Annotated in this window: 25 protein-coding genes; 17 read left to right on the forward strand and 8 right to left on the reverse strand. The window is 50.7% G+C overall.

Translation table 11 applies throughout. The features are described 5' to 3' along the window. The first annotated feature begins 2 nt into the window (after window positions 1–2). Both ACR02O_RS11825 and ACR02O_RS11830 read left to right on the forward strand, forming a co-directional pair. Window positions 3–698 carry a DUF2914 domain-containing protein gene (locus tag ACR02O_RS11825; RefSeq protein WP_494521689.1) on the forward strand — a complete coding sequence of 232 codons (696 nt, stop codon included), beginning with the start codon at window positions 3–5 and terminating at the stop codon, window positions 696–698. A 62-nt stretch (window positions 699–760) separates the two neighbouring features. Next, on the forward strand, window positions 761–1,078 hold the full coding sequence (locus ACR02O_RS11830; protein ID WP_033156614.1) for an H-NS histone family protein: 318 nt from the start codon (window positions 761–763) through the stop codon (window positions 1,076–1,078). A gap of 9 nt (window positions 1,079–1,087) precedes the next feature. On the opposite strand, the gene ACR02O_RS11835 is transcribed toward ACR02O_RS11830, so the two are convergent. The 4 genes from ACR02O_RS11835 to nadB all read right to left on the reverse strand — a co-directional run bounded on the left by ACR02O_RS11835 (window position 1,088) and on the right by nadB (window position 6,455). After that, a complete protein-coding gene (locus ACR02O_RS11835; RefSeq protein WP_494521690.1) occupies window positions 1,088–1,864 on the reverse strand; it encodes an alpha/beta fold hydrolase in 777 nt (258 codons plus the stop codon). After that, window positions 1,857–2,873 carry a M14 family zinc carboxypeptidase gene (locus ACR02O_RS11840; RefSeq protein ID WP_494521691.1) on the reverse strand — a complete coding sequence of 339 codons (1,017 nt, stop codon included), beginning with the start codon at window positions 2,871–2,873 and terminating at the stop codon, window positions 1,857–1,859. The genes ACR02O_RS11835 and ACR02O_RS11840 overlap by 8 nt, the downstream gene beginning before the upstream one ends. Window positions 2,874–2,887: 14 nt before the next feature. Continuing rightward, window positions 2,888–4,609: a bifunctional ornithine lipid synthase OlsF gene (olsF, locus tag ACR02O_RS11845; protein ID WP_494521692.1), complete on the reverse strand. Its 1,722-nt coding sequence runs from the start codon at window positions 4,607–4,609 to the stop codon at window positions 2,888–2,890. A 190-nt stretch (window positions 4,610–4,799) separates the two neighbouring features. Next, on the reverse strand, window positions 4,800–6,455 hold the full coding sequence (gene nadB / locus ACR02O_RS11850; protein WP_494521693.1) for an L-aspartate oxidase: 1,656 nt from the start codon (window positions 6,453–6,455) through the stop codon (window positions 4,800–4,802). Between the two features lie 127 nt (window positions 6,456–6,582). Here nadB and rpoE point away from each other — a divergent pair, with 127 nt between their 5' ends. The 11 genes from rpoE to ACR02O_RS11905 all read left to right on the forward strand — a co-directional run bounded on the left by rpoE (window position 6,583) and on the right by ACR02O_RS11905 (window position 17,584). Next, window positions 6,583–7,173: an RNA polymerase sigma factor RpoE gene (rpoE, locus tag ACR02O_RS11855; RefSeq protein WP_192395959.1), complete on the forward strand. Its 591-nt coding sequence runs from the start codon at window positions 6,583–6,585 to the stop codon at window positions 7,171–7,173. A 10-nt stretch (window positions 7,174–7,183) separates the two neighbouring features. Continuing rightward, the gene (locus ACR02O_RS11860) at window positions 7,184–7,690 is read left to right on the forward strand and encodes a sigma-E factor negative regulatory protein (protein ID WP_458137247.1); all 507 of its coding nucleotides are present in this window, start codon (window positions 7,184–7,186) and stop codon (window positions 7,688–7,690) included. 4 nt (window positions 7,691–7,694) lie between these two features. Continuing rightward, a complete protein-coding gene (locus ACR02O_RS11865; RefSeq protein WP_494521694.1) occupies window positions 7,695–8,639 on the forward strand; it encodes a MucB/RseB C-terminal domain-containing protein in 945 nt (314 codons plus the stop codon). A gap of 43 nt (window positions 8,640–8,682) precedes the next feature. Continuing rightward, the gene (locus ACR02O_RS11870; RefSeq protein WP_494521695.1) at window positions 8,683–10,089 is read left to right on the forward strand and encodes a DegQ family serine endoprotease; all 1,407 of its coding nucleotides are present in this window, start codon (window positions 8,683–8,685) and stop codon (window positions 10,087–10,089) included. A gap of 13 nt (window positions 10,090–10,102) precedes the next feature. Further along, window positions 10,103–10,240: a hypothetical protein gene (locus ACR02O_RS11875; protein WP_165385947.1), complete on the forward strand. Its 138-nt coding sequence runs from the start codon at window positions 10,103–10,105 to the stop codon at window positions 10,238–10,240. A 315-nt stretch (window positions 10,241–10,555) separates the two neighbouring features. Beyond that, the gene (locus ACR02O_RS11880) at window positions 10,556–11,812 is read left to right on the forward strand and encodes a hypothetical protein (RefSeq protein WP_033156606.1); all 1,257 of its coding nucleotides are present in this window, start codon (window positions 10,556–10,558) and stop codon (window positions 11,810–11,812) included. Further along, window positions 11,805–12,869, forward strand: coding sequence for a hypothetical protein (locus ACR02O_RS11885; protein WP_033156605.1), 1,065 nt, complete (start codon window positions 11,805–11,807; stop codon window positions 12,867–12,869). The genes ACR02O_RS11880 and ACR02O_RS11885 overlap by 8 nt, the downstream gene beginning before the upstream one ends. After that, window positions 12,856–13,590: a hypothetical protein gene (locus tag ACR02O_RS11890; protein WP_033156604.1), complete on the forward strand. Its 735-nt coding sequence runs from the start codon at window positions 12,856–12,858 to the stop codon at window positions 13,588–13,590. Before ACR02O_RS11885 ends, ACR02O_RS11890 begins: the two co-directional genes overlap by 14 nt. Window positions 13,591–13,775: 185 nt before the next feature. Continuing rightward, window positions 13,776–14,303 (forward strand): hypothetical protein, encoded by a 528-nt coding sequence (locus tag ACR02O_RS11895; RefSeq protein ID WP_225893085.1) that lies wholly within the window; start codon window positions 13,776–13,778, stop codon window positions 14,301–14,303. A 360-nt stretch (window positions 14,304–14,663) separates the two neighbouring features. Further along, window positions 14,664–15,935, forward strand: a complete 1,272-nt coding sequence (locus ACR02O_RS11900; protein ID WP_494521696.1) for a cyclic di-GMP phosphodiesterase — start codon at window positions 14,664–14,666, stop codon at window positions 15,933–15,935. Then, entirely contained in the window at window positions 15,932–17,584 is a 1,653-nt protein-coding gene (locus ACR02O_RS11905; RefSeq protein ID WP_033156600.1) for an ATP-binding protein, read from the forward strand. Before ACR02O_RS11900 ends, ACR02O_RS11905 begins: the two co-directional genes overlap by 4 nt. 223 nt (window positions 17,585–17,807) lie before the next feature. Here ACR02O_RS11905 and ACR02O_RS11910 read toward each other — a convergent pair whose 3' ends face one another. Both ACR02O_RS11910 and ACR02O_RS11915 read right to left on the reverse strand, forming a co-directional pair. Next, on the reverse strand, window positions 17,808–18,230 hold the full coding sequence (locus ACR02O_RS11910; protein ID WP_033156599.1) for a hypothetical protein: 423 nt from the start codon (window positions 18,228–18,230) through the stop codon (window positions 17,808–17,810). Between the two features lie 9 nt (window positions 18,231–18,239). Then, the gene (locus tag ACR02O_RS11915) at window positions 18,240–18,545 is read right to left on the reverse strand and encodes a hypothetical protein (protein ID WP_033156744.1); all 306 of its coding nucleotides are present in this window, start codon (window positions 18,543–18,545) and stop codon (window positions 18,240–18,242) included. A gap of 176 nt (window positions 18,546–18,721) precedes the next feature. On the opposite strand from ACR02O_RS11915, the gene ACR02O_RS11920 reads away from it, so the two are divergent. Beyond that, a complete protein-coding gene (locus ACR02O_RS11920) occupies window positions 18,722–19,345 on the forward strand; it encodes a hypothetical protein (protein ID WP_033156598.1) in 624 nt (207 codons plus the stop codon). Window positions 19,346–19,426: 81 nt separating this feature from the next. On the opposite strand, the gene pntB is transcribed toward ACR02O_RS11920, so the two are convergent. After that, the gene (gene pntB, locus ACR02O_RS11925; RefSeq protein ID WP_033156597.1) at window positions 19,427–20,815 is read right to left on the reverse strand and encodes a Re/Si-specific NAD(P)(+) transhydrogenase subunit beta; all 1,389 of its coding nucleotides are present in this window, start codon (window positions 20,813–20,815) and stop codon (window positions 19,427–19,429) included. 10 nt (window positions 20,816–20,825) lie between these two features. Next, window positions 20,826–22,382 carry a Re/Si-specific NAD(P)(+) transhydrogenase subunit alpha gene (locus tag ACR02O_RS11930; RefSeq protein ID WP_033156596.1) on the reverse strand — a complete coding sequence of 519 codons (1,557 nt, stop codon included), beginning with the start codon at window positions 22,380–22,382 and terminating at the stop codon, window positions 20,826–20,828. A gap of 158 nt (window positions 22,383–22,540) precedes the next feature. Between ACR02O_RS11930 and ACR02O_RS11935 the strand changes: the two genes are divergently transcribed. The 3 genes from ACR02O_RS11935 to ACR02O_RS11945 are packed head-to-tail and all read left to right on the forward strand — an operon-like array spanning window position 22,541 to window position 25,072. Continuing rightward, window positions 22,541–23,467, forward strand: coding sequence for a GGDEF domain-containing response regulator (locus ACR02O_RS11935; RefSeq protein WP_033156595.1), 927 nt, complete (start codon window positions 22,541–22,543; stop codon window positions 23,465–23,467). 4 nt (window positions 23,468–23,471) lie between these two features. After that, the gene (locus tag ACR02O_RS11940; RefSeq protein ID WP_033156594.1) at window positions 23,472–24,398 is read left to right on the forward strand and encodes a hypothetical protein; all 927 of its coding nucleotides are present in this window, start codon (window positions 23,472–23,474) and stop codon (window positions 24,396–24,398) included. Then, window positions 24,395–25,072, forward strand: a complete 678-nt coding sequence (locus ACR02O_RS11945) for an HAD family hydrolase (protein WP_494521697.1) — start codon at window positions 24,395–24,397, stop codon at window positions 25,070–25,072. The genes ACR02O_RS11940 and ACR02O_RS11945 overlap by 4 nt, the downstream gene beginning before the upstream one ends. Window positions 25,073–25,087 lie beyond the last annotated feature (15 nt).

The raw sequence follows: 25,087 nt of genomic DNA on the forward strand, positions 1-25,087 counted from the left end.
ACATGGCTGATAATAAAGTAGTTATCAAAATTAATTATGATAGGAAACACCCAAGCATAAACGCGGAGCCGCAAACGGTAACGGTTTGGCATATTCGCAGGATACTGGTTGCGGTTCTGGTGTTAGTTTTGATGCTAATAGTATTATTTTCATGGTTTGGTGGCGGCGATGAAGATACCGATACTCAGATCGATACCACGGAAAAAGTTCAAAAATTAAATACACCGGATGTTGAAATGGTTGAACGGCAGGAGCCTGCGCTATTGGAAAAGCCAGTGCCGGCGATAGTACAGCAGGCATCAGCTAACTCAGAAAGTGTTAAAAAAATAGACAGTGTTAAAAAGCCGGCGGCGATTATATTGGACCGCAAGGTTATCAGGGCCTCTTTAAATACCGAACCGAAGGATGATGAGCCCGGCGAACCGATTAAGTCGCCGCTGAGAGTTATTCCTAACCAATCCCAGGAAGTTTTTTATTTTAGTGAGATAAAAAACATGAAGGGTAGATCTTTGTTTCATCGATGGTCGCGTAACGGTCAAATCGTGCATCAAAAACAATTGGATATGAAAGATAAAATAACCAAGGTATGGTCTAGTAAAATCTTGTCTGCCAAAGATAAAGGCGAATGGCAAGTACAGTTGATGGATAAGAAAGGTAAGGTATATTCCGAGGTCAATTTTTCAGTTAACCCTGAATAATAGTTTTATTTATAAACGCCGGGTGATAGAATTGCTTGCGTTTTTTGATTAACGAGGAAAATATGACTGACTTTAATAAACTATCCGAAGCCGAATTACAGGCTGTTATTGATAATGCCGAAAAAGCATTAAAAGAAAGACAATCCAGTAAACGTAAGGAAGTTATTGCGCAAATTAAGGAATTAGCGGCTTCTATCGGTGTAACGGTCGATATTCAAGACGGCGAAAAAAAATCCGAAAGAAAAACCGGCAAAGTTGCAGCTAGATACCGTAGTCCTAACGATGCGTCCTTAACTTGGTCTGGCCGTGGATTGGCACCCAAATGGATGCAGGAACTACTGGCCTCAGGTCGCAATAAAGCCGAGTTCGAAATTAAATAATCTTCGGATTTAAACCGTACTCTGGTTTATCCAGTCTTTTAAACGGTTTGCTACCCAGGCTCCATCGTCCAAACATAGATCATGGCCCGCCCACGGGTGCTTGAAGATGTCGATTTGCCATTTACTATGAATGGCGTCGGAACAAGCCGGTGCGACTAATCGGTCGCCCCGGCCGTTCAATATCAGCAACGGTGTCTCGGGTTTTTTCTGACTAGGCCGATAGCGTGCCGCTGCTTTTAGCTGTCTGATTCCATTAGCGAGGCTGATAGGCCGAACTTGCTGTATGGCGGTCCAGGCCTTGGCCGTTTCCGCGTAGATATTTTGCCGGTTACTAACCAGCTGAAGAATTGCCAGTTCCCTGTGATACAAATCCCTTTCCAGTAATAACTGAAAAAACTGCGGATAACTCTGCCAACGCATGCGCCGATAAAACGGGCTTAAGCCTGCAAAGCTGGTGTTGACCAGGGCGGCAGCGGCGATGTCGTGCGGATAGCGCTGTAACCACTCCCAGGCTACCATGCCGCCGAGCGATAGTGCGAGTAACGTTACCGGCTTTGCCAGCAAGCCATAGTCTAAAGCCTGGCCGCGGACTTGTGCCGTTATCGCTTCGATGCTGTCCGGGCTAGGTTCTTGGTAATACCGGCCGGTGCCCGGCAAATCGATAGTACTGACGGTTGATCGCGGAAAAGCCTGTTGCAACATATCCGGAAAATTTCCCCAATGTGCAGCCTCTCGGCATAGACCACGCAGTAATAACCAATGTTGCCCGGCTACTGTTTCAGGCATACCAGAAATCCATCGCTTGTTGCCGATTATGTTCTTGCTGTTGGCTGGTCAATGTCGCCCATTTTTGCGGATAGAGCAGGCTGCGATACAAGAAATCGAATAAGGTCAGATGCCGACGCATGATGCGCTGTTGGCGATGCGGCAACAATGGGTGAAACAAGCCGTGACGTTGAAACAAATGCGTCGGGCTTTTGCGCAGCCACAGCCAAGAGCCCATCTCCAGCGTCAACGGCAGAAACACGCGCTGTCTACCGTGCCGGTCGATAAAGTCGTCATATAGATAATCCCATAAATCGCCGCTGATGACGTATTCCTGGCTCATGGGCTCTATTTTATAAAAATGATGCGGGTAGCAGCGATCAAACAATTGTTTTAAGCCATATACTTCGGCAATCCCCGGAAACGGGGTCTGGCAGGACGCATAGGGAAACCATAATCTATCGTGTATCCCAAACCCCGAATGTAGATCGATAGCAATCGACAAGGGCGCGTCGAATAGATGTTTATGCACCACCCGGCATAGGGCTTGGGCTTCCTTTTCCATTTTCGATTCATCGCCGCGATACCAGGGCAGTTTGGCGCTGAAACGCTGGCCGCTGTATAGTCGGGTATTGCCGATACTTTCGATAGGCGAATTGCGCATCAAATCCACGCCATGGCCGTTGCAACGGGTTCCCCGATAGACGCCTACCGGGTTGACGATGGGCACAAATACCAGTCGCGAATGCTGCAAACGAGCGTTAAATTCTTGATCCCAATCCAATAATTGCAGGATGGTTTGCAAGTAGGCCAATATGACTTCCGAGCCGATTTTCTCCAGTCCATGCACGCCGCCGAAAAAAGCCAATACCGGGACGTCCTGGCTGTTTGAGCCCAGGCTGAGGCAATGGATGGGAAATTGCGTGTCTTTGTAGCTTATTTGCTCGACGATCTCGCAATGGGCGCGGTCGCCGAATTGCCGGATCAGTGCTTCCAGCTGATCCAGTTCCGGGAATGAACGATTTTCCATGAATTCGCGCCAATCTACCCGGCCAGTGATTTTTCAATGTAGCGCTGTCTTTTCTTGGGTGCGATTTTATCGACCTCCACCATGATCAGGCCGTCGATACAATTGTTAAAGTCCGGGTCGATATTGAAGGCGACGAAATGGCAGCCTTTATCGACGCATAATTCCACGTATTGTTTATAAAGCGTAGGGACTTTGACGCCCAGTTTTTTTAGTTCGCTATTCAGTATTTTGAAACTGGTGGAGTAGTCGGCGCTGAATTCGGTGGCGGCAAATGCCTTGCCTTGTTGCGAAATCACGAACGGTGTTCTGGCTTTGGTGTGCTGTAAATCGGAGGCAAATTGTTGTTGATAAAAACCGATAATCAGTTCTTTGGCGGCCTGTGGATAGGCGTTGCTGATACTAACCGGACCGAATAGGTATTTGATGTCCGGCCGTTCGCGCAAATACGCGCCGATGCCGTACCAAAGGTAATCCAGGCTGTGTTGCCCCCAATAACGCGGTTGGACAAAGCTGCGGCCCAATTCAATGCTGTAGGGCAGATAAGCTTCAAATTCGCTATGCAAATCGAACAGGGTTTGCGTATAAAAGCCGTCCACGCCGTGGCTGGTCATAATCGCCGAGCCTTCGCCGACTCGATACGCGCCGACGATTTCCAGATCGTTGTCGTCCCACAGCACGATATGGCTGTAGTAAATATCGAATTTGTCCAGATCCAAAGCCAGGCCCGTGCCTTCCTCGACGGTTCTGAAGGTTAGCTCGCGCAAGCGGGCGATCTCCCGCATCACCGGGCAATCGTCTTGAAACTGGTATAAAAAGATCTTTTTGCCGTCGCGAGTTTCGCCAAGCAGACGCGATTGGTACAAGGCCTTCTTCACCGCTTTGGTGTCGGAAGGATGCACTACGGTAGCGACGGTTTCGAATAGCGCCGGTTTGTTTTTCCTGCCCAGGTTTTGCACGTGCTTGCGAAAGCGTTGACTAAGCTGTTTGTTGCTTTCCTCGCTATCGGCAATAACTTGGTAAGGTACGGGTGCGCCGACCATGAATTTAATTTCCTGGCCCTTTTTGTTGAACATCTCCTTGACTAGCAGCATCGTGCCCAGCGGTTTGTATAGTGTCGAGGCGCTATAAAACAAGGCGGAGTTTTTGGCTTTGATAAAGATCGGCAGGATTGGACATTGCGCCCTGCGGGCCAGCTTGATAAAACCGGATTGCCAGGCACCGTCGCGGATGCCTTTAGGGGTGATGCGCGAGACTTCGCCGGCCGGAAAGAAAATGATCGCTTCTTCATGCTCCAGCGCATCCAGCATCACTTTATAGACGTCTTTCAGTTTTTTCTTCTCGGATAACACATCAACCGGGAGGAAGATTGATTGCAAAGGCTCCATGTGCGACAAGACCCGGTTGGCGACGATGCGCACGTCGGGTCTTACTGATCGAATCAATTTCACCAGGGCTAAGCCATCCAATGTGCCGATCGGGTGATTGGCGACGATCAGCAAGCGACCTTCGGAGGGGATATTGTTGTAACAATCGTTGCTGACTTGATAATTAAACTTGAAATAATTCAGTAGTTTGTCGAGAAACGCGAAGCCGCGTAGATGTTGGTTTTTACGGATAACGTCGTTGAAATCGTCTTCGTGGATCAGTTTTTTTAAAGCTTGTACGACCAGCTTATTGTCTTTGCCAAATTTAAAGTCGGGATAGGTTTCTTGCAGAATGCGTTCAGCATCGATCATCGCTCAGTGTCCTGGAAAAAGGAGTATGGCGGGGGATTCTAGTGAGCGAATATGTCAGAAATATGTCAGTCCGCAGGTTGAAGAAGAATGGCAGGCAATGGTGGATTATGCGTGATGAAGTACTCTTGGCAGTCACCAAAAACCCCTCTCCCGGTCTAGAGGGGGGGCATGGTGGGTTCGATGGCGACAATCAATGAACTTTTTGAGCGGGTTTTTCCGGTGTCAATACGGTGTTTTGCGGCGGCTGACTGTGGTCCAGATCCGGATAATCTTTTGTGTAATGCAAGCCCCGGCTTTCCTTGCGCTGTTGCGCGCAACGGATAATCAACTCGGCGACGATGACCAAATTGCGCAGTTCCAACAAATCGCTGGTGATGCGGAATTGGCCGTAGTATTCGGCGATTTCGTCTTTCAGCAACACCAGGCGGTTCATGGCGCGTTCCAGGCGTTTATTGGTGCGAACGATGCCGACGTAATCCCACATGAAACGGCGTAATTCATCCCAATTGTGAGCGATTACCACTTCCTCATCCGAGTCCCCGACTTTGGATTCGTCCCAGTCCGGCAGCGGCAACGGTTCCGGCAAATCAGCAAATAGGCGCCGTATGTCTTGGTTGGCTTGTTCGGCAAACACCAAGCATTCCAGCAAAGAGTTACTGGCCATGCGGTTAGCGCCGTGCAGCCCGGTGCAGGCAACTTCGCCGATGGCATATAGGCCGGGGATGTCGGTGCGGGCGTTGGCATCGGTCAATACGCCGCCGCAGGTGTAATGCGCTGCTGGTACCACAGGGATCGGTTGCTGGCTGATGTCTATATCCAGTTCCAGGCATTGCATATAAATAGTGGGGAAGTGCTTCTGGATAAATTCACGCGATTTGTGGCTGATGTCCAAATACACGCATTCGATACCGTGTTTCTTGATTTCGCTATCGATGGCGCGGGCGACGATGTCGCGCGGCGCCAGTTCCATGCGCTCGTCGTAACGGCGCATGAAGCGCTCGCCGTCGGGCAGGATCAAATGTGCGCCTTCGCCGCGCACCGCTTCGCTAATTAAAAAAGAACGCGCGGTGGGGTGATACAGACAAGTAGGATGAAATTGCATGAATTCCATATTGCTTATCCGGCACCCGGCCCGCCAGGCCAATGCAATCCCGTCGCCGCTGGAAATGTGCGGATTGGTCGAATACAGATACACCTTGTTGGCACCGCCGGTCGCCAGCACGACTACTTTCGCGGCTATCGATTTGATGCTGCCTGATTTGCTGTCCAACACATAGGCGCCGCATATGCGTTGTTCGCTTGCCCCCAACTTGGTGGCGGTGATCAGTTCGACGACATTGTGGTATTCCAGTAGGGTGATGTTCGGGTGCGCCTGGGCTCGCTCGATCAACGACAGCGAGACGGCTTTGCCGGTGGCGTCGTCAGTATGCACGATTCGGCGATGCGAATGGCCGCCTTCGCGGTTTAAATGCAATTGTTTGGCGCCGTCGGCGTTACGCTCTTCGGTAAAATTCACACCTTGTTGACGTAGCCATTCGATGCTTTGCCGGCCCTGCGCGACGGTGAGTCTGACGATCTCCGGATCGCATAAGCCGGCGCCGGCGATCAAGGTGTCTTCGATATGCGATTCTATCGAATCGTATTCTTCGTCAAATACCGCAGAGATGCCGCCTTGGGCGTAATAAGTGCTGCATTCGGTCAGTGCGAATTTGGCGAGCACTGCCACCTTATAGGTGTCGGCAAGATGCAACGCAAGACTCAGTCCGGCGCCACCGCTGCCGGCGATAAGGATGTCATAATAGGAATCAGCGGTATTGTTAGGTTGGTTTGCTGTCAGTGTGGTCAACTTTGCGGCCGGATGAATAGTTTTAGCGTTTTCGAATAATATCTGGTTTTAATCCTGCGGTAATTTTTTTTGTGTTGCCAGAACTAATGAGGTTTAATTCTGTCCACTTCAATACCAAAATAGCGCAGTGAACGAACAAGAAACGAATACCGAAGATCTGGATCAAGAGTTGGTGCGCCGCGTGCAGCAAGGCGATAAATCCGCCTTCGATCTTTTGGTGATCAAATACCAGCACAAGATCGTCCACTTGGTGAACCGGTACGTCAAGGATCCGAGCGAAGCTCAAGATGTGGCGCAGGATACCTTTATCAAGGCTTACCGGGCTTTGGGAGATTTTCGCGGTGACAGCGCCTTTTACACTTGGTTGTATCGTATAGCGATTAACACCGCCAAAAACTATTTGTTGTCGCGTTCGCGCCGTCATTTTGACTACGAAATCGATGTTCAAGATGCCGAACAAGTAGAAAACGCGCCACAACTAAAAGATATAGAAACGCCGGAAAATTTGTTGATGAACGAACAAATTGTGGCGGTCATTAAATCAGCTATTGAGAGGTTACCAGAAGAGATGCGGATTGCAATTACGCTCAGGGAGTTTGAAGGGATGAGTTACGAAGAAATTGCGGAAGCAATGGATTGCCCCATCGGGACGGTACGCTCGCGGATTTTTAGGGCTCGCGAAGCCATAGACCAAAAATTAAACCCATTGCTCGACTAAAGGTGTATCGATGCAAGAACAACTTAACGAAAAACTTTCTCAACTGATAGACGACGAACTGGATAGTCAGCAAGCACTGTCGCTATTAAAAACTTTGCAGAACGACGGTTTGCTGAAAGACAAGTTGCGCCGCTATCAAATTGCCAGTCAAGTCATGAAGACTGGCGAATATTCTCACGTTACCAGCGATTTTGTGGACAAGATTCACGAACAGATTAGGCAGGAACCTACCTACTTTTTACCCCAAAAAAAGTCGGCGGTAAATTGGCAAAAAGCGGCGTTGGCGATTGCCGCGTCGGTAGCACTGGCCGTCGTGTGGGTCAGCAGTAAAGTGGATAAACAAATGCACAACCCGCTCGGTTCGGTCGAGATGGTGGCTCAGGGTAAAGACGTATCAGCCGAGGAAATGCATGCTCGATTCAAGGATTATCTGGAAGCCCATGACAACGCGATGTATGTCAATAGCGTGCAAGCGGGACAACCCTACGCACGGGTGGTGGGCTATCGGCAGGAATAAGCGCGTGAGAGTTTTAAAAGCTTTTTTGCTGTGCGTTGTTTGTCAAAGCGCTTTTGCCGATAAGGATCAAGTTACGGCCCGACAATGGCTGGATAATATGAACCGGGCGATGAAAACCCTCAACTACCGGGGTACCGTGATCTTCATGAAAAACGGTCAGCTCGATACGATGAAATATCAGCATAGTGTTGAAAACGGCGTAGAACAGGAGCGCTTGGCGTCTTTGAATTCGCCGATGCGGGAAGTGACACGTAAATCCAACGAAGTGACTTGTACATTTAAGGAAACCAGTCAAAAAGTGGTGAATCATCATCCGTTGGATAGCTCGTTTATCGTCAATTTGCCGCAGAACACCGCTAACCTGGAAAAAAATTATCAATTAGTTTTGTCGGGTCAGGAATCCATTGCGATGTTGCCGACGCAAATCGTCAGTGTCGAGCCTACCGATGCGCTGCGCTACCCGAGAAAAATCTGGGTGGATACCCAACATTTTTTGCCGCTGAAAGTCGAAGTTTACAATTTGGACGGCAGTATCGTGGAGCAAGTAGTTTTCACCGATTTAATGACCGATTCCTTAGCCGAGCCCCACACCGGCAATGTCGACGACAACAGCTTTCATGTCAAACATATCCACACCGCTCAAGCTGAACCGTTTGAAAACGCCACATTCGTATTGAAGAATTGGCCGTCTGGGTTTGAGCCGGTATTTTTTATTCGCAATTCCATCCAGCAATCTCAGAAAGCCGTAGATCACTTATTGATTAGCGACGGTTTCTCTACCGTGTCGGTGTATCTGGAAGCCAAAGAATCGCAAGGTATGAATGGTTTGCATAGCCTGGGTTCTGTCAATTCGTTCAGTAAGGTGATTGGCGATACCCAATTCACCGTATTGGGTGAAGTACCCGCCAAAACAGTCGAGCTAATTGCTGACGGCATAGCGCTACGTTAGCGTGTCATTTTTGTAACAAATCAAATGTATGAGTGGAGATTACATGCTTAATAAGCTGTTTTATGGAGTTTTGATATTTTTAACGGCGATTGATGCAAGCTATGCGCAATTGCCCGATTTTACCGAAATGGTTAAAACCAATGGGGATGCGGTGGTCAATATCAGCACGACCCAAAAGGCTGCAGATCCGCAAGCGGGCGTCGATCAACAGCAAATGCCTGAGGATATGCCGCCGGAAATGGAAGAGTTTTTTCGGCGGTTTTTCCAGGGCCCTGGGCGTGGAGGTAATTCACCACGAGAAACCAACTCCTTGGGCTCAGGGTTTGTGATTTCCAAAGACGGATATGTCTTGACCAACCACCATGTGGTGAACAACGCCTCCGAGATTGTCGTTAAATTGAAAGATCGCCGGGAGTTGATTGCCAAGCTGATCGGCTCCGACGAAAGCACCGACGTGGCCCTATTAAAAGTAGAAGCTAAGGACCTGCCGGTAGTGGAAGTCGGTTCGCCGGAGCAATTGCAAGTAGGTGAGTGGGTGTTGGCGATTGGTACCCCGTTCGGTTTCGATCAATCGGTTACCGCCGGTATTGTCAGCGCCAAGGGACGGAGCCTGCCGGATGGCAATTATGTGCCTTTCATTCAAACCGACGTTGCCATCAATCCGGGCAATTCAGGTGGCCCCTTATTCAATATGCAAGGCAAGGTGGTCGGAATAAACTCGCAAATCTACAGCCGTTCCGGTGGCTATATGGGCTTATCGTTTGCCATACCTATCGATGTGGCGATGAACGTAGTCGACCAAATTAAAAGTAAAGGTAAAGTCTCGCGGGGCTGGTTGGGTGTACAAATCCAGGATGTAACCCGGCAGTTGGCGGAGTCGTTTGGTATGGACCGGCCGCACGGTGCCTTGGTCTCAAAAGTGATACCCGGCGGACCCGCCGAAAAAGCCGGGATTCAAATTGGCGACATTATTGTTGAGTTTAACGGCCAAGTCATCGAAACGTCCGGTGAATTGCCGCCTAGAGTGGGTATGACGCCTATCGACGAAAAAGCCAAGGTTAAAATTATTCGCCAGGGTGATAAGCAGGATCTTAGCGTGAAAATTGGCTTGTTGCCTGCGCAACCGTCCTCTTTGGCAAACGCGCCCGCCGCTGCGCCTGAAGTCGCTGTGAATCGGCTGGGATTGGCTGTTGCCGATTTAACCACCGAGCAACGCCAGCAATCGCAGGTTGAGAAAAACGGCGTAATAGTACAAAAAGTTAACAAAGGCATAGCAATGGACGCCGGCATTCAGCCAGGGGATATTATTTTGCGCATTCAAAATAATGTGGTGCGTGATGCCGCCGAGTTTAACGCTATCGTCGCGAAATTACCGGTTGAAAAATCGATAGCACTTTTGGTACAACGTAATGGCAGCCCGGTGTTTTTAGCGTTTAAAATCGAGAAATAATAGGGGTAGCTCAATGCCTATCGCCAGCGATGTAATGCAATTGATCGGCAATACCCCGGTAGTGAAATTACATAAAGTCGTGTTGGAAAACTCCGCGACTGTGCTGGCAAAGGTGGCATCGCAAAACCCCAGCGGCTCGGTTATGGACTGAATCGGTCTGGCTATGATTCAAGTCGCGGAGAAAGCGGGGCGCTTGCTAAATAGGGCGCTTTTGTCAAGGTCCAGCAAATCGTCAGGCAGTCCTGGGCGCTATGTCCAGGGTTGCCGACATGATCAAAAACCGTAAGCTTCGGATTTTGATTTGGCGGTGGAGCTAGTCGAAACTTCGGTCATCTCGGGCGGTGCGCGCACCGCATTGATGGGCGTGGAGAAAACCGTGGTGGCCATTGTTCATGACACCGGCGAGCGCTTTTAAGTATGAGCTGACGCCGTTTTATCCCGCATTCTGCTGGAGCAAAAAATAATAATGACAAATCCCAGCATCAAAATCCGTTCTACCGGACTCGGTTATTTTATTAACCGCATTCAGACCCTGTTTGTCAGCATGTTGCGTATCTGGACGATACCCATCGTCCTAATGCTCAGCCTGTCCTCCGGCTTTACGACCTATTACGGTTTATCGCATTTCATCACGCCCTGGATTGCGTTGGTGATTACCGTCGCCATTCAATCCATCATCGTTATCTGTTCTTTGGAAATGGCCGGCATTCATTGGAAGGCCAACAGGATGCGCTACTTTACCGTGGTGGCGTCTTTGGCGGTGGCGATTGCTGCTTCAGTGACTTTTTCCTATTTCAAGTTTTACGAAATATCCGAGCAGGAAACGCTGCATATCAATAGGCTGAACGAGTTAAGACAGCAAACCAAAAATTATCTGGACAGTATTCTGCAAGTTAAAAGCCAGATGCTGCACCAACAAAAACAGGATCTGGAAAAAGCCTCGCTGGATGCCCGCCAAGCCTATTTCGGCACGCATAATGAAATCGGCCCCGGCTATAAAAATCAGGTAGGCGAGGGGCCGTTCTGGCGCCATTACAATCAGATATATCAGGAAAAAAAGCAGGCCTTACAACAGCAGGAACAAGCTTTTCAGGCCTTGGACAGCAATATCCGGCTGCTGCAAAGCAATTTGAATCAGCTGGATGTAACCAACGACAAGGAAGCCACCTATACACAATTCTTAAAAAATTATCAGGATATACAGCTTGGGGTGAACCAACTTGCCAGCAGCATGGGTATGTCTTTACCCGATGCACCCTTGCTGATGACCTATAAACAGTTTGTTGAGGAAGTTAAACCCTCGTTTGCGATGTGGCGCGGGTTTTCCTGGTTTGCATTTGCCTGCGCGGCAATGGTGGATTTTTTTACGGTGTTATTGTCTTACCGTTTGGAGTTTACCGCACCGGGACCGTTGACGATCCAGGAAGAAGAACTGGTGTTTGAATGCCTGCGACAATTCACCGAGTTTCGGATCAACGAGAACGACGAACTGGAAATGGTCATCGAAAAATCCGACTTGGAAAAAGCCCGCCGTTACTCGGATTGGTCGCGGATGTTCGTGGTCGGCTTGCTGCTCAGCCGCGGTTTCTTGCGTAAAGTCGATGATAGAACCGTGGAGTTTGCGCCGAATCTTTACCCGCTGATTGCCGAAAAAATGTCCGACAAAATCGCCGCGCTTAAACAAAAAGCCGCTGCCGCAGCCGGTAGTGTTAGCCATGAATAGCCCCGGCACCGAATTAGAAGTCTGGCTGGCTGGCGGCGATTTATTTGAAGAGTCGCTGGCCGATTCAGCGGAGCAATGGATCGCTGGTTTTGACGCCGACCGGCAAGTGGTGCAGCTAAAACTTGGGCCGTATAAAAAACTCTTTTTGCGGCCAAAGAAATTCGTCAAACGCTTTTATCATCATATCCACCCACTGACGATAGAAACCTGGCAATACCGGCGCCAGGTGAGTATGTTCGACGATTTTTGCACTGTAGACTTGGCGCTGGATTTGCGCTTTCAGGCCACATTGGCTTACGTGCTGAAAAACAGCGAAATGCTGCCCACGATTAACCAACACATCAAGCAGTTGTATGCCGACATTATCGACGATGTGGTCAATCTTGAGTTGCAAAAGCTGTCTGATGGCAACTGGATTCAAACCGGTCTAATTGACACCGAGAAACGCATTGCGCTGGCTATTAACCAAGTATTAATGCAACAGCATATTCAATCGCAAGCGCTGTGTAGTCTCACTGCCAGCTTTAACGAATTTCCGAACGTGCAGTTGGGGCGAGATAGCGTTTATCTGAACGTGTTGAAAAAGACTTTTGAATTGAATGAAGAACGCACCCGCGAACTCTCCCGGCAGCAGCGGTTGCAGGAGGAAGAGGAAATACACGAAAAACGCCTGCAACTGGAACATTTGCGCCGCATATCCGAGCTGGAATTACTGATGCAGGCTCAGGAAGCCGAAAAACAGCGGCGCTTGTTGGAAGACAAACAAGATCAGCTTACTCAGCAGTTGGAACTTGAGAAGCGTTTGTATGCCGAACAGCTACGCCACGAAAACGAATTAAAGGCCATGCGTCTGGAAGCGGAGTTGCTGGCCCAGGAAACCCAGCAGGCTAGGCAAAGGCTTGCGGAAAGTCAGCAGCTCTCGGAACAATTAGCCCACCAGGCGGAATTGCACGATAAAAAGGTACTTGCCGATATTCGCTTGCAGCAACGCACGCAAAGCTTATGGCAAGAGAATGCTTCAACGAACGAAACAGGGAGTGACCATGCACAGCAATAAATTCATAGGCGTAAGTTATCGATTGTTGGTTTTATTAATGACTGCATTATTGGCGGCTTGTAGCACTACACCGCGTCCTCTGCAATTCCGCACGGAAATCGATTCGTTAGTCGCCGTTAGCGCTCCGCAAAGCAATATGCGATTCGTGGTATTGCCGGGGAATGCCGGTGCAAACGAACAGGATTTGCAGTTTATCGAGTTTAAAACCTATATCGAAAAAGTCCTGGCTAACCGCGGTTACAGCAAGGCCAACAGTCTGCAGGACAGCAACTTGGTGATGTTCTTGAGTTACGGGGTCGGTGCGCCGGAAGTCCACCAGTATAGCTACGAAGTACCATTGTGGAACGACATGGGTTATTACTATCCGTACCGCATGTCCCGATTTTACAATGGCTATTATCCCGGTTTTGGTTGGGGTTACGGCGGCTATTCGCAACGCACCGAATCCTACACGACGTTCCGGCGCTATCTGGTGTTGGAAGCCTGCGATAAAGAAGCCTATTTGCAACAGCAGCAACGCAAACAGTTATGGAAAACCAGCGTACAAAGTAACGGTTCCAGTAACGACTTACGTCTGGTGTTCCCGTATATGGCAGCAGCAATGCAGCCCTATCTAGGCACTAACACCGGGCATATGATCACTGTGGATATAGACGAAACCAATACCTTGGTACGTAGTCTGCTGGGTCCATATCAACCCAGCACACCGCAACCGCGATAAAGAAGGGATTGGGTTGTCCGCCTGCTGCTGAGCTGCATTGTAGGCAACATATTGACAACGCTTGGTGGCGGATACAGACTGAGGGTACACCCGCCAAGCTGGGGGAGGAATTTGATCTCCAGTATCCGGTTGGCCGAGCCGTAAGTTTAGGGATGAAAGTAAACAATAATAATCAGGAGAGCAGCATGAAAACAATCGTTTTGGGACTTGTCTTGGCTTTCAACAGCCTGACTGCACACGCTGCAAAATACGGTCTGGAGCCGGGCGATGCGGTACTGACCAATTGCCACGAAATTTATACCCGGGGGGTGGTTAAAGCCAAAGTCGATGACGGCTATACCGTGCATTTTCCCAAGAACGCCGGACCTATCCAGTGTCCGCCGTTTCGTTGGCATGCAGAGTTCGTGTTGCCGTTTCAATCGGTTTCGGAGTATAGCCTGAAGTTTTTGGGCGGCTTAAAACGCGACATCTTGTTTCAAGTGGGCGAACCGGTGACTTTTCGGGTCGATACCGACAGGCGCGTCGTCAAAACCAAAGCCAGCATTGATATTGACGCACAGATTACCGACATCAGCAGCAACGGCGCGATAGCCGTGAAGTTAATCAGCACTGACCCGGAAGCGGCGGCGACATTTTGGCAATGGATAGGCGGCAATTATGTCGATTTGCGGCATAAATATTTGGAACTGGAACGGGATAAAAGATCTCGCTAAGCTAAACACCTTCAGGTAATTGCCAACGCAAGCACCGGCACTCTTAGCTAACTTCTAATGGATCATCGTCCGGATGCAGAAGGAGGGAAACACATGGCTCAATTGCTAAGGGGGTATGAGGAGAATGAGTTGCTATTCAGTTCCCAAGCTTTTGATTGGCATAGGGTCCAACTGGATTTGACCACTGGTTTGCTTATTTTCCTTATTTCCCCTACGCTTCCGGTCAAACTTCACTGAAGCGGCGTCTTCCGTATGAAGATGATCGCAAAACCGGGAGTGGTCTGGGGCGGCGTATGAGTAGAGACGGTATGAATTCGACATTTTTCCATCTGACAAAAGTTGATCGAACTGCCAATCCCTATGCAAGATGACCTCAACATCACCATGGATCAGCTGCGGGTCGGGTTGTATATCCACCTCAATCTCAAGTGGTTTGATCACCCATTCTCGTTCAGCCATTTCAAGATTAAAAACGAGGCGCAGATCAAGACCCTGCAGGGTCTTGGGCTGAAATCGATTCGTTACGATCCGGCCCTCAGCGATGTCCATCCGCTGCCTAAAAAAACACAGCAGGTAGAGCAACCACAGGTTGCCGCCAAGCCGGATATTTCGCCGGCGTTGGCAGCCAAACTGGCGCTGGTCGAGCGGATCCAGCAGCAGCGCGAGGTGGCGGCGCGGATTGAAAATGCCTTTATCGATACCGCTAAAACGATACACGGCATTGAGAAAAGCCTGTTTACCATGCCGGCGGAAACCGTGCGCAAGGCTGGGCAATTGGTGGACCAAATTGTCGACTCGCTGCTTTGCGCACCGGAACTTGCTATACATGTCATGATCGGCAAAGCGGGTGCCGAGGAAATGTATTACCACTCTTTGAACGTCACCATGCTGTCCCTGATGATGGCTCGCGACATCCAGCTTCCGCAAGAACTGGTCGGCAGCCTGGGTATAGGCGCGCTGTTTCACGATATTGGCCATAAGGAAATTCCGACAAAAATTCTGATGAAAAAGGAGCCGCTTAATGAGGCTGAGCGGCATTTGTTTGAAATGCATTGCCAGTACGGCGCGGATATTGGCCAGCGGCTGGGATTGGCGCCGGCCGTGGTGACCATCATCCGCGAACACCACGAATGGTTCGATGGGACTGGCTACCCTAATAAACTAAAGGGTGAGGCTATCGGTTTGCTTTCCCGGATTGTTGTCATTGCCAACCACTACGATGAATTATGCAATCCGGTGAATATTAACGATGCGCTGACGCCCCACGAGGCGCTGTCGACCATGTTCGCCAAGTTGCGCAACAAATTCGATCAGAAACTGCTCCAGGTCTTCATCCGTTGTCTTGGCGTTTATCCGCCCGGCACCATCGTGCAGTTTTCCAATGGCGTGATCGGCATGGTCGTCACCGTCAATACCGCCAAGCCGATGAAACCGCTGGTGCTGATTTACGACGCGGATATTCCCAGGGATGACGCGATTCTGGTGGACACGGCGTGCGAAGCGGATGCGAATATCGCAAAGGCGATCAGGCCGGCGCAGGTCCCGCGGGAGATATACAACTATCTCAGTCCGCGCAAACGGGTCAATTACTATTTCGATCCGAATACGCCTGGGCAGGAGCGAGCCGGATGATAAGCCTCGAACATCTGATGCTTGATTACAGCCGGTATATGATGTTGTTGGTTGAACCCGGTGAGTTGCGGATCATCGTTGCCAACAAGATTGTCGAGAAAATGCTGGGCTATTCGGAAGCCGAATTGCTGGCCATGCCGATCACCAACATCGAAAGTTCATTGCAAGACGTGTTTTATTGGGAGGACGTCCGTAACGGCCAATACCAGGATATCGAGACCCAGGACGGACTTTACCAATGCGCCGACGGTTCGATGCTGACGGTGACCAAATCCGTCAAAGTCATTGATCACGCAGGAAGCCCTTTGATTCTGGTGCAGGCCAGGGATGTACAGAACGAGCACAAGGCCGAGGATGCTCTGGCCCAAATATTGTCTCAATTGCGGGCGACGTTGGAATCGACAGGCAATGGCATTCTAGTCATCGATTGGCATGGCAAGATTGCCAACATGAACCGCCAGTTCAGCAGCATGTGGGGCATTTCCGACGAGTTGCTGCTGGAGGGGGAGGAAGCGGATATTCTCGAGTTTATTGCCGGGTTGGTTGCCGAGCCGGAAATATTTCGTATGCGCCTACAGGAGCTAGTCGGCAACAGCGAAACCGAAGATATTCTGAGCCTCAATGATGGCCGGATTTTCGAATGTAGATCCCGGCCGCAGTATCTAGGCGAGCACATCATCGGCCGCGTCTTCGGCTTTAACGATATTACCGAACGCAAACGGGCCGAGGAAGCATTGCGCGATTCCCGAGACGAGCTCGAAGAACAGGTGCGAAAGCGCACTGAATCCCTGCAAATGGCCAATACGCAATTGCTGGCCGAGAAGGCGCGTCAAGAGGAACTGATCAGGCAGCTTGAAGAAACCCAGATGCAACTGCTGCAATCCGAAAAAATGGCTTCGATTGGTCAGCTCGCGGCCGGCGTGGCTCACGAAATCAATAATCCCATTGGCTTCGTCAACTCCAATTTGAGCACCTTGCAAGAGTATGTCGATGGCATGCTGGCACTGCTGGCGGCTTACGAACGGATTGAAGGGTCGTTGGTAAATGAGGCCTTGCAAAATATCACGCATCTGAAGCAGGAAATCAATATCGGCTATCTACGCGAAGATATTGGCGATCTTCTCGCGGAATCCCTCGACGGCCTGCAGCGAGTGCGGCGCATCGTTAAGGATCTGAAGGATTTCTCTCACGTCGGCGAACTGGAACAGCAATCGGCGAATCTTGAGGCCGGTCTTGACAGTACGCTTAACGTGGTGTGGAACGAGATTAAGTACAAGGCCGACGTCGTCAAGGAATACGGCGGAATCCCCGAGATTAACTGCATCGCGTCCCAGCTCAACCAAGTGTTTATGAACCTTTTGATCAACGCCGTGCAAGCCATCGAGGATCACGGCCGAATTACGATTCGTACCGCGTATGACGAGCAAAATGTTTGGGTTGAGGTGGAGGACACCGGCAAGGGCATCAAGCCCGAACAGCTTGGAAAAATCTTCGATCCGTTTTTTACCACCAAATCAGTTGGCATGGGCACAGGCCTGGGCCTGTCCTTATCCTATGGGATCGTTAAAAAGCACAATGGGCGAATAGAGGTGAAGAGCGAACTGGGGAAGGGCACGTGCTTTCGCGTATGTTTGCCGCGGACTGGCTGACAGGCGCTTCAGCATTTTGCCATTATGAGGGCGTAAATATTTTTGCCAATTCCCCCCGATAAATAGCGGTGCCCATGCTACCAGACTGATTTAAGTGATAGATCAGAAGCAAGGCTGCTTTCAGAGCAATAACAGACCTTGGTGCTAAAGGTCGTGGAAGGCAGGTCTTTATCGCTTTCGTCTCAACTAGTCCTAACTAAAGCTAGAAGAATTCGGGTCAGCGTTACGGCAAAGCCCTGATGATGCGTGAGCATATCGCACAATATTCGCCGCCTTCCCAGGCGAGGGTAACCAAGCTAACCGCCTTGCTATCGGTATCATTCGTTGGATCGGTAATGAGCGATAGTTGTGTTTGCCAGTACCAATTGACCGACTCGACCGATTTCGTGCAATCACCGAACGGCGATACGACATCACCGAACAAGGTTTCCGCTTTTGCCCGCAGCGATTTCAGCAATTCCGAGAGTTCTTCCCGCTTTAAATTACTTTTTAACACCATGCCGTCTCGGGTCATATCTTGAGCATCGGTAAAGGCATTCAGCCAAGTTTCCGCATCGGCTTTATTCGGTGCTTTAAACGATAAATAGTTGTCAGCATAGGTGGGGGCACAAAAGGCCAGCGTTGATCCCAATAGCAGTCTTTTCATAATGTCTCGTTAATAGCTTGATGATTTAGTTTGGGTTGCCGTTTGCATTTGGTTGAAAACCTCTAACAGCTGAGCAATCTCTTCTTCCGTTGACCGAGAGGCGATTTGTGGCTTGCCCCGGATTTTCGCTTCGGTCCAGTCGATAGCTTCGCCTGATCCCCAGGATAGCAGCGAGGCCAAGGTAAACACCAGCAAGCTGCGTGTCGTGCCACGGGGCAAATCTTGCTTATCCAGCAAAGTTTGGGCACGTTTGGCTACCCAGATGAATACGAGGGTGGTAATGATCAGGTTCCAGATTGATGGTAAGGTAAACAAATTCACTCCAACTTTTTAACTTGTGGCAAAACCAGCCTCTGCTCTATTTAGTCAGGGTTTAGGCTACTAGCGCTTATTACTACCGGAGGCTTGGTCGTAATGCTTTTGGGCAATATGATCGATAACGACCAAGTGATAACCTTACGCTACTCACATAACTTAAAGGTATCTGAAAAATGAAAAAACTGACTTCGGCTCTTATTCTGGCTGGCTCAATATCAGGCGCGCAAGCATCGACTTTACTTACCAGCACTTTTACTGCCGATAACGCCTTTGAAGCGTACGTCAGCTCCAGCGCAAACTCTATTAGTAGCGCTGCTATCCTAAGCGGCAACAATTGGGGCAGCACGTATTCTTCGGTAGACAGCTTAACTCTCACGTCTGTCTCCTATCTGATTTTAAAAGTCACCAATCAAGGTGGCCCGGGTGCAGCATTGGGTACTTTTACGCTGTCGAATAACGAATACTTATTCGGCAATGGCGCAAATACTATTTCAACTGGCGGTACCGGTTGGAGTATGTACGTAGATTCGCTGGCGAATCCGGCATCCCCGATTGTCGCAGAAGGTGCAAACGGAGTATCGCCCTGGGGCTACCACTCCGGTATCGATTCCAGTGCGCAATGGGTCTGGTACTATAACAGTATCAATACCAATGGCGCAGGAGCATGGGGCAGTGATAATAGTACCGTTTATTTGGTCACTTCAATTACGCCAGCCGCTGTACCAGTGCCTGGTGCGATCTGGTTTATGGGTACCGGATTACTGGGTTTCCTGGGCCTGAAACGTAAACAGGCTTAATCTTCTTTGTCCTTTGCGGCTCCCCAGTTTGAGGTGACCGCCAATTATCTAAATTGGCGGTCACCGATGGGATTACTTAGGTCACCCCTGCAAAGCCTTCAACAAGCCCTGCAATTTATCGTTAGCATCTCCGAATAGCATGCGGGTGTTGTCATGCACGAACAGGGGATTGCCGACGCCGGCGTAACCTGAAGCCATCGAACGTTTCAGGACGATAGTGGCAGCACTTTTCCAGCATTCCAGCACCGGCATGCCGGCTATCGGGCTGTTGGGGTCGTCCAAAGCAGAGGGGTTGACGATGTCGTTGGCGCCAATGACGATGGAGACATCCACATGTGGAAAGTCTTCGTTGATTTCATCCATTTCAAACACGATGTCATACGGCACTTTCGCTTCAGCCAACAAGACGTTCATATGCCCCGGCATACGGCCAGCCACTGGATGGATGGCAAACCGAACTTTTTTGCCGCGACCGGTCAGCAATTTGGTGATTTCGTTGACCGTGTGCTGTGCTTGCGCTACGGCCATGCCATAGCCGGGAATGATCACGATGTCTTTGGCATCCAGCAATAATTGGGCTGTTTCTTCCACTTCAATGGGTTGTACCTCACCGACCACTTCTGCCGCTTCACCACCCGCGCTACCGAACCCGCCGGCAATCACGCTGAGAAAGTGTCGATTCATCGCCCGGCACATGATGTAACTCAAAATCGCACCGCTGGAGCCGACCAAGGCGCCGGTGACGATCAGTAAGTCATTGCTGAGCATGAAGCCGGTAGCCGCTGCCGCCCAACCGGAATAGCTGTTCAGCATCGATACCACCACCGGCATGTCGGCGCCGCCGATGGCCATCACCATGTGTACCCCAAATACCAAAGCAATCACCGTCATAATCGCCAGCGGCAGCATACCGCCACCGCTTTCTGCCGCGCTCAGAAAGCTGCCGCCCAAAATCACGGTAACGACCAGCATGGCCAGGTTTAGCCAATGCCGTGCTGGCAACAACACCGGCTTGCCGCTGATGCGACCGCAGAGCTTGCCGAAGGCGATCACCGAACCGGAAAAGGTCACCGCACCAATAAATATACCGATGTAGGTTTCCACTTCGTGGATGGTTTTTTCGGCGCCGACCAAACTGTTGGAGTGATCCATGGCGTTGGCGTAGCCGACCAATACCGCCGCCATCCCAACCAAGCTGTGCATCAGTGCCACCAGCTCCGGCATTTGCGTCATTTCCACTTTGGCGGCGGCTTTGGTGCCGATGAAGCCACCGATCAGCAAGGCAATCGTGAGTATGACGTAGGCGGTCACACTGCCGCCGAATACCGTGGCTGCAATCGCAATCGCCATCCCGGTCATGCCGTAATAATTGCCGCGCCGCGCTGTGTCCTGCTTGCTCAAGCCGCTGAGGCTGAGAATGAATAGAATCGAGGCTGCGATGTATGCCATCGTAACTAGACCGTTTGACATGTAGCTCTCCTTATTTTCTAAACATTTCAAGCATGCGGCGTGTCACGAGAAAGCCGCCGGCAATATTGATGGATGCGATCAGAATGGCCACCGCCGACAAAATTCCGATTATGGAGTCAGGCGAGGACACCTGCACCAGAGCACCGATCACGATGATGCCACTGATGGCGTTGGTCACACTCATTAACGGTGTGTGTAGCGACGGTGAGACGTTCCAAATCACCTGGTAGCCTACAAAGCAAGCCAATACAAACACCGTGAAGTGCGACAAAAACGACGTAGGTGCCGTCGCTCCGACCGCAAAGAACACCAGAGCAGCCAAGGCAATCGGCAACCATTGCTTTATCGGTTCCGGTATCAAAGATTTGGTTTCCACTGCGGCGGCTGCTTCGGCGGCTGCCGCTTGTTTGGGGGCAGCGGACAGTTTGGGCGGTGGCGGCGGCCAAGTGATATTGCCTTCCTTAATCACGGTCGCGCCGCGTATCACCTCGTCTTCCATGTTGATGACAGTGTTGCCGTCTTTGCCAGGGGTAAGGTCGGTGAGCAGATGCCGCAGATTAGTGGCGTAAAGCTGGCTGGATTGATTAGCCAAGCGACTGGGCAAATTGGTGTAACCGATAATGGTCACATCGTGCTTTACCACCACCTGGTTTTTCTCGGTGAGCGCGCAGTTACCGCCTTGTTCGGCAGCCAAATCCACGATCACACTGCCGGGCTTCATTGACGCCACCATTTCGGCAGTAATCAGCTCGGGGGCCGGTTTGCCGGGGATCAAGGCGGTGGTGACGATGATGTCCACTTCCTTGGCTTGTTGGGCAAACAAAGCCATCTCGGCTTCAATAAATTCCTTGGACATGGTTTTGGCGTAACCGCCGGTGCCGGAGCCGTCTTCCTGAAAGTCCAGCATCAGGAACTCGGCGTCCATACTCTCGATTTGTTCTTTCACTTCCGGCCGGGTGTCGAAGGCGCGGACAATGGCACCCATGCCTTTCGCAGCGCCAATCGCGGCCAGACCTGCGACGCCGGCACCGATCACTAACACTTTGGCGGGCGGGATTTTTCCGGCAGCGGTGATTTGACCGGTGAAGAAGCGGCCAAAATGTTGCGCGGCTTCTACGATGGCCCGATAACCGGCGATATTGGCCATGGAACTCAGGGCGTCCATTTTTTGGGCGCGGGACATACGCGGCACGCTGTCCATGGCCAACACAGAGACTTTTTTGGCGGCCAATTTTTGCATTAGTGCTTCGTTTTGCGCCGGCCAGATAAAGCTGATCAATTGCTGGCCTTCGCGCAGCAAGTCGGCTTCGTCGATAGCCAGTTGCGGATGAAATTCGGGAGCGCGGACTTTCATGACAATATCGCTCTGTTGCCATAATTCCTGCGCCGAGGCGACCACTTGCACGCCGGCCGCCCGATAAGCGTCATCGGAAATATTGGCATTGTCGCCGGCGCCGCTTTCCACCAGTACTTCAAAACCTAGTTTGATGATTTTTTCAGCGGCCTCGGGCGTGGTAGCGACGCGCTTTTCGCCGTCGTGAACTTCTTTTGGAACACCGATCTTCATGATTTCTCCTAAGGTTTGGAGGGGAATAACGGATTGTTGGTAGGCTGAAAAGCCAGCGGGCGAGGATAGGGGATTGACTCGGTTTTATCAATTGTTTTCTGTGAGTTCAATTAATTACGCTAGAATCCTAGAGTCTGCTTAAGCCAACTAAAAGAACAATGAAAATATTGGTGGTCGATGATAGTAAAGTGATCAGGCAGCTGGTTGCGGAATGCCTGAAAGAAATGGGGCATGCGGTGTCCTATGCGGAAAACGGTTCCGAAGCCTTGCAATATGTCGGCGACCAAGACGTGGATTTAATTTTGATGGATGTGGAAATGCCCTTGCTGAGCGGTTTCGAGGCCACGAAAGCCATCCGCGAGCTAAAAAAGGCCGATTGGTTTCCCATCATTTTTTTTACGATGCACGACGATGATGAGTCGTTCGTTAACGGTATTTTGGCCGGCGGCGACGCCTATCTGCCTAAGCCGCTGAATCCTACCCGTTTGCGATTGACAGTGATCGCGATGGAGCGGATTTATGTGATGCGGCAAAAGCTGCAAACCACTCAGCGGGAATTGCAGGCCGCCAATCGGGAATTGGAGCGTTTATCACTGCGCGATCAATTAACCGGCTTGGGCAATCGCCGCCATTTCGATAGCAATCTTGCCATGCAGTTTGCGCTGTCTCGCCGCAATAAAGCGCCGTTGTCTTTGATTATTTGCGATATCGATCACTTTAAGAAATATAACGACACCTTGGGGCACCCGCAAGGCGATGGGTGTTTGATTGCGGTGGCGAAAGTTCTCACGGAGCAATTGGAGCGTAGCAGTGATCTCATTTGTCGCTACGGTGGCGAGGAGTTCGTGGCGATCCTGCCCGATACGGCTTTGCAAGATGCCCTTAAGCTTGCTGAAAATATTCGCCGGCAAGTTTTTGAAAAAAACATCGTTTACGGCGACACCGAGACTCAGTGCGTTAGCCTGAGTTTGGGCGTGGCAACCTATGTCGGCCAATATAGAACCGCGCTGGAGATGCTGGAGGCGGCAGACGCCGCTTTGTACAAGGCCAAGCAAGGCGGCCGTAACCGGGTGGAGTTCAATTAAAACCGTGTATCGAGCCAAAGATTTTATAGAAACTGCGGAAGGATTGATTTTCGCGGTCGTTGTGCAGGGCCAGGAAAATGGGAAGGTCCTATGTTTTCTGCGTTACCTCTGTCTGGAGGGCGTTTGGCGCAAGGTCGACACCGCATTGGCGAACCAACATCTTGAGCAATATTGCCCTCAGTATCTGCATTATTCGGCACTGCTTGATGCGCATTTACACGCCGTGCCCAGTGCCGCTATTGTTCGGCATTATCAGCCTCAAAAATTATTGCAACGTTTGTTGGCTGAGGAGCCCGGCGATCCGGTATTGGCCGATTTGCATAAACTGTGCGGCTTGTTGCGGTCCAATGGCTTGGACCTTAGCCGTTTCGGCGTGACCGGCTCGCTGCTGGTGGCTATGCAAAAACACAGTTCCGATATTGATCTGGTGTGCTACGAGCGTGGCGAGTTTCATCGTGCGCGCAATATCGTCCAAGCCTTGATTGCCGAAGATCGTTGCCAGGCATTAAACGATGAAGACTGGTTGGAGGCTTACCAGCGGCGAGCCTGCGATTTTGCCTTTGACGAATATGTCTGGCACGAGCAGCGCAAGTACAACAAGGGCATGATCAATGGGCGCAAATTCGATTTGTCGCTGGCGGTCGCCGATCCGGAAGCACAGGATAAAAGTTATCGTAAACTGGGCTTCATCACTATCGACGCCGAAGTGTGTGAAGACCAATTCAGTTTCGATTATCCCGCTCGGTTTGCCATCAAACATCCCCAAGTTGATAGCGTGGTGTGTTTTACTGCGACTTACAATGGTCAGGCACAAATCGGTGAACGGATTCGCGTGGCCGGGCAGTTGGAAGTCGATCAAGACGGTGTTCAGCGCATAGTAGTCGGTTCGAATCGGGAAGCCATAGGCGAGTTTATTAAGGTCATCCGGTGACAGATCGGCATTGGCGGGCGGTCATTTTCGATATGGACGGTCTGGTTTTGGATAGCGAACCGACTTATGTTCAGGCTTGGCAGGCCGGGGCAGATGAGCTTGGTTTTGCGCTGCCGGCTGAATTTTGGGATAGCTTGTCCGGTTGTTCCGGAAAAATAGTGACTCAGCGTTTGCAGGTGCAGTGTGGTCCGGGTTTCAATCTGCACAAGTTTCAACAATTGAGTAGCGATTATTGGCTTGCGCATGTGCAGCAACACGGTATCGCCGTAAAACCGGGTTTTTTCGCCGTGTTGGAGGTATTGTCTCTGTATCGTTTGCCGTTCTGTCTGGCAACGAATAGCGCACTGGCGGCAGCGCAACAATGCCTGGCCTGGGCCGGATTGACGGATGTTTTTTCTTATATCGTTGCCGGCGATATGGTCGCCGCGGCAAAGCCGGCTCCGGATATTTTTTTGCGCGCTGCCGCAGAATTGGCTCAACAGGTTGAGGACTGTTTGGTGTTGGAAGATTCGCCTACCGGCGTCCGCGCCGCTTTGGCTGCTGGGGCGTCTTGCGTCTTCGTGCCGTCGTTACAGCCGGCGGATGCCTGGGCTGTCGAACACGCCGATTTTCTCATGGCCGATCTACACCAAGTGGCTGATTTTATCTCGGCCCGCCAACATCATCCGCTATAATGCCGGCTCCTTAGT

Source organism: Methylomonas sp. PHL2-19, assembly GCF_059331595.1.

What these genes read in the sequence shown, in the direction of transcription:
- ACR02O_RS11825 (WP_494521689.1), top strand. Translation starts at nt 3, where the DNA reads ATGGCTGATAATAAAGTAGTTATCAAAATTAATTATGATAGGAAACAC.
- ACR02O_RS11830 (WP_033156614.1), top strand. Translation starts at nt 761, where the DNA reads ATGACTGACTTTAATAAACTATCCGAAGCCGAATTACAGGCTGTTATT.
- ACR02O_RS11835 (WP_494521690.1), bottom strand. Translation starts at nt 1,864, where the DNA reads ATGCCTGAAACAGTAGCCGGGCAACATTGGTTATTACTGCGTGGTCTA.
- ACR02O_RS11840 (WP_494521691.1), bottom strand. Translation starts at nt 2,873, where the DNA reads ATGGAAAATCGTTCATTCCCGGAACTGGATCAGCTGGAAGCACTGATC.
- olsF (WP_494521692.1), bottom strand. Translation starts at nt 4,609, where the DNA reads ATGATCGATGCTGAACGCATTCTGCAAGAAACCTATCCCGACTTTAAA.
- ACR02O_RS11860 (WP_458137247.1), top strand. Translation starts at nt 7,184, where the DNA reads ATGCAAGAACAACTTAACGAAAAACTTTCTCAACTGATAGACGACGAA.
- ACR02O_RS11870 (WP_494521695.1), top strand. Translation starts at nt 8,683, where the DNA reads ATGCTTAATAAGCTGTTTTATGGAGTTTTGATATTTTTAACGGCGATT.
- ACR02O_RS11875 (WP_165385947.1), top strand. Translation starts at nt 10,103, where the DNA reads ATGCCTATCGCCAGCGATGTAATGCAATTGATCGGCAATACCCCGGTA.
- ACR02O_RS11880 (WP_033156606.1), top strand. Translation starts at nt 10,556, where the DNA reads ATGACAAATCCCAGCATCAAAATCCGTTCTACCGGACTCGGTTATTTT.
- ACR02O_RS11885 (WP_033156605.1), top strand. Translation starts at nt 11,805, where the DNA reads ATGAATAGCCCCGGCACCGAATTAGAAGTCTGGCTGGCTGGCGGCGAT.
- ACR02O_RS11890 (WP_033156604.1), top strand. Translation starts at nt 12,856, where the DNA reads ATGCACAGCAATAAATTCATAGGCGTAAGTTATCGATTGTTGGTTTTA.
- ACR02O_RS11895 (WP_225893085.1), top strand. Translation starts at nt 13,776, where the DNA reads ATGAAAACAATCGTTTTGGGACTTGTCTTGGCTTTCAACAGCCTGACT.
- ACR02O_RS11900 (WP_494521696.1), top strand. Translation starts at nt 14,664, where the DNA reads ATGCAAGATGACCTCAACATCACCATGGATCAGCTGCGGGTCGGGTTG.
- ACR02O_RS11905 (WP_033156600.1), top strand. Translation starts at nt 15,932, where the DNA reads ATGATAAGCCTCGAACATCTGATGCTTGATTACAGCCGGTATATGATG.
- ACR02O_RS11910 (WP_033156599.1), bottom strand. Translation starts at nt 18,230, where the DNA reads ATGAAAAGACTGCTATTGGGATCAACGCTGGCCTTTTGTGCCCCCACC.
- ACR02O_RS11920 (WP_033156598.1), top strand. Translation starts at nt 18,722, where the DNA reads ATGAAAAAACTGACTTCGGCTCTTATTCTGGCTGGCTCAATATCAGGC.
- pntB (WP_033156597.1), bottom strand. Translation starts at nt 20,815, where the DNA reads ATGTCAAACGGTCTAGTTACGATGGCATACATCGCAGCCTCGATTCTA.
- ACR02O_RS11930 (WP_033156596.1), bottom strand. Translation starts at nt 22,382, where the DNA reads ATGAAGATCGGTGTTCCAAAAGAAGTTCACGACGGCGAAAAGCGCGTC.
- ACR02O_RS11935 (WP_033156595.1), top strand. Translation starts at nt 22,541, where the DNA reads ATGAAAATATTGGTGGTCGATGATAGTAAAGTGATCAGGCAGCTGGTT.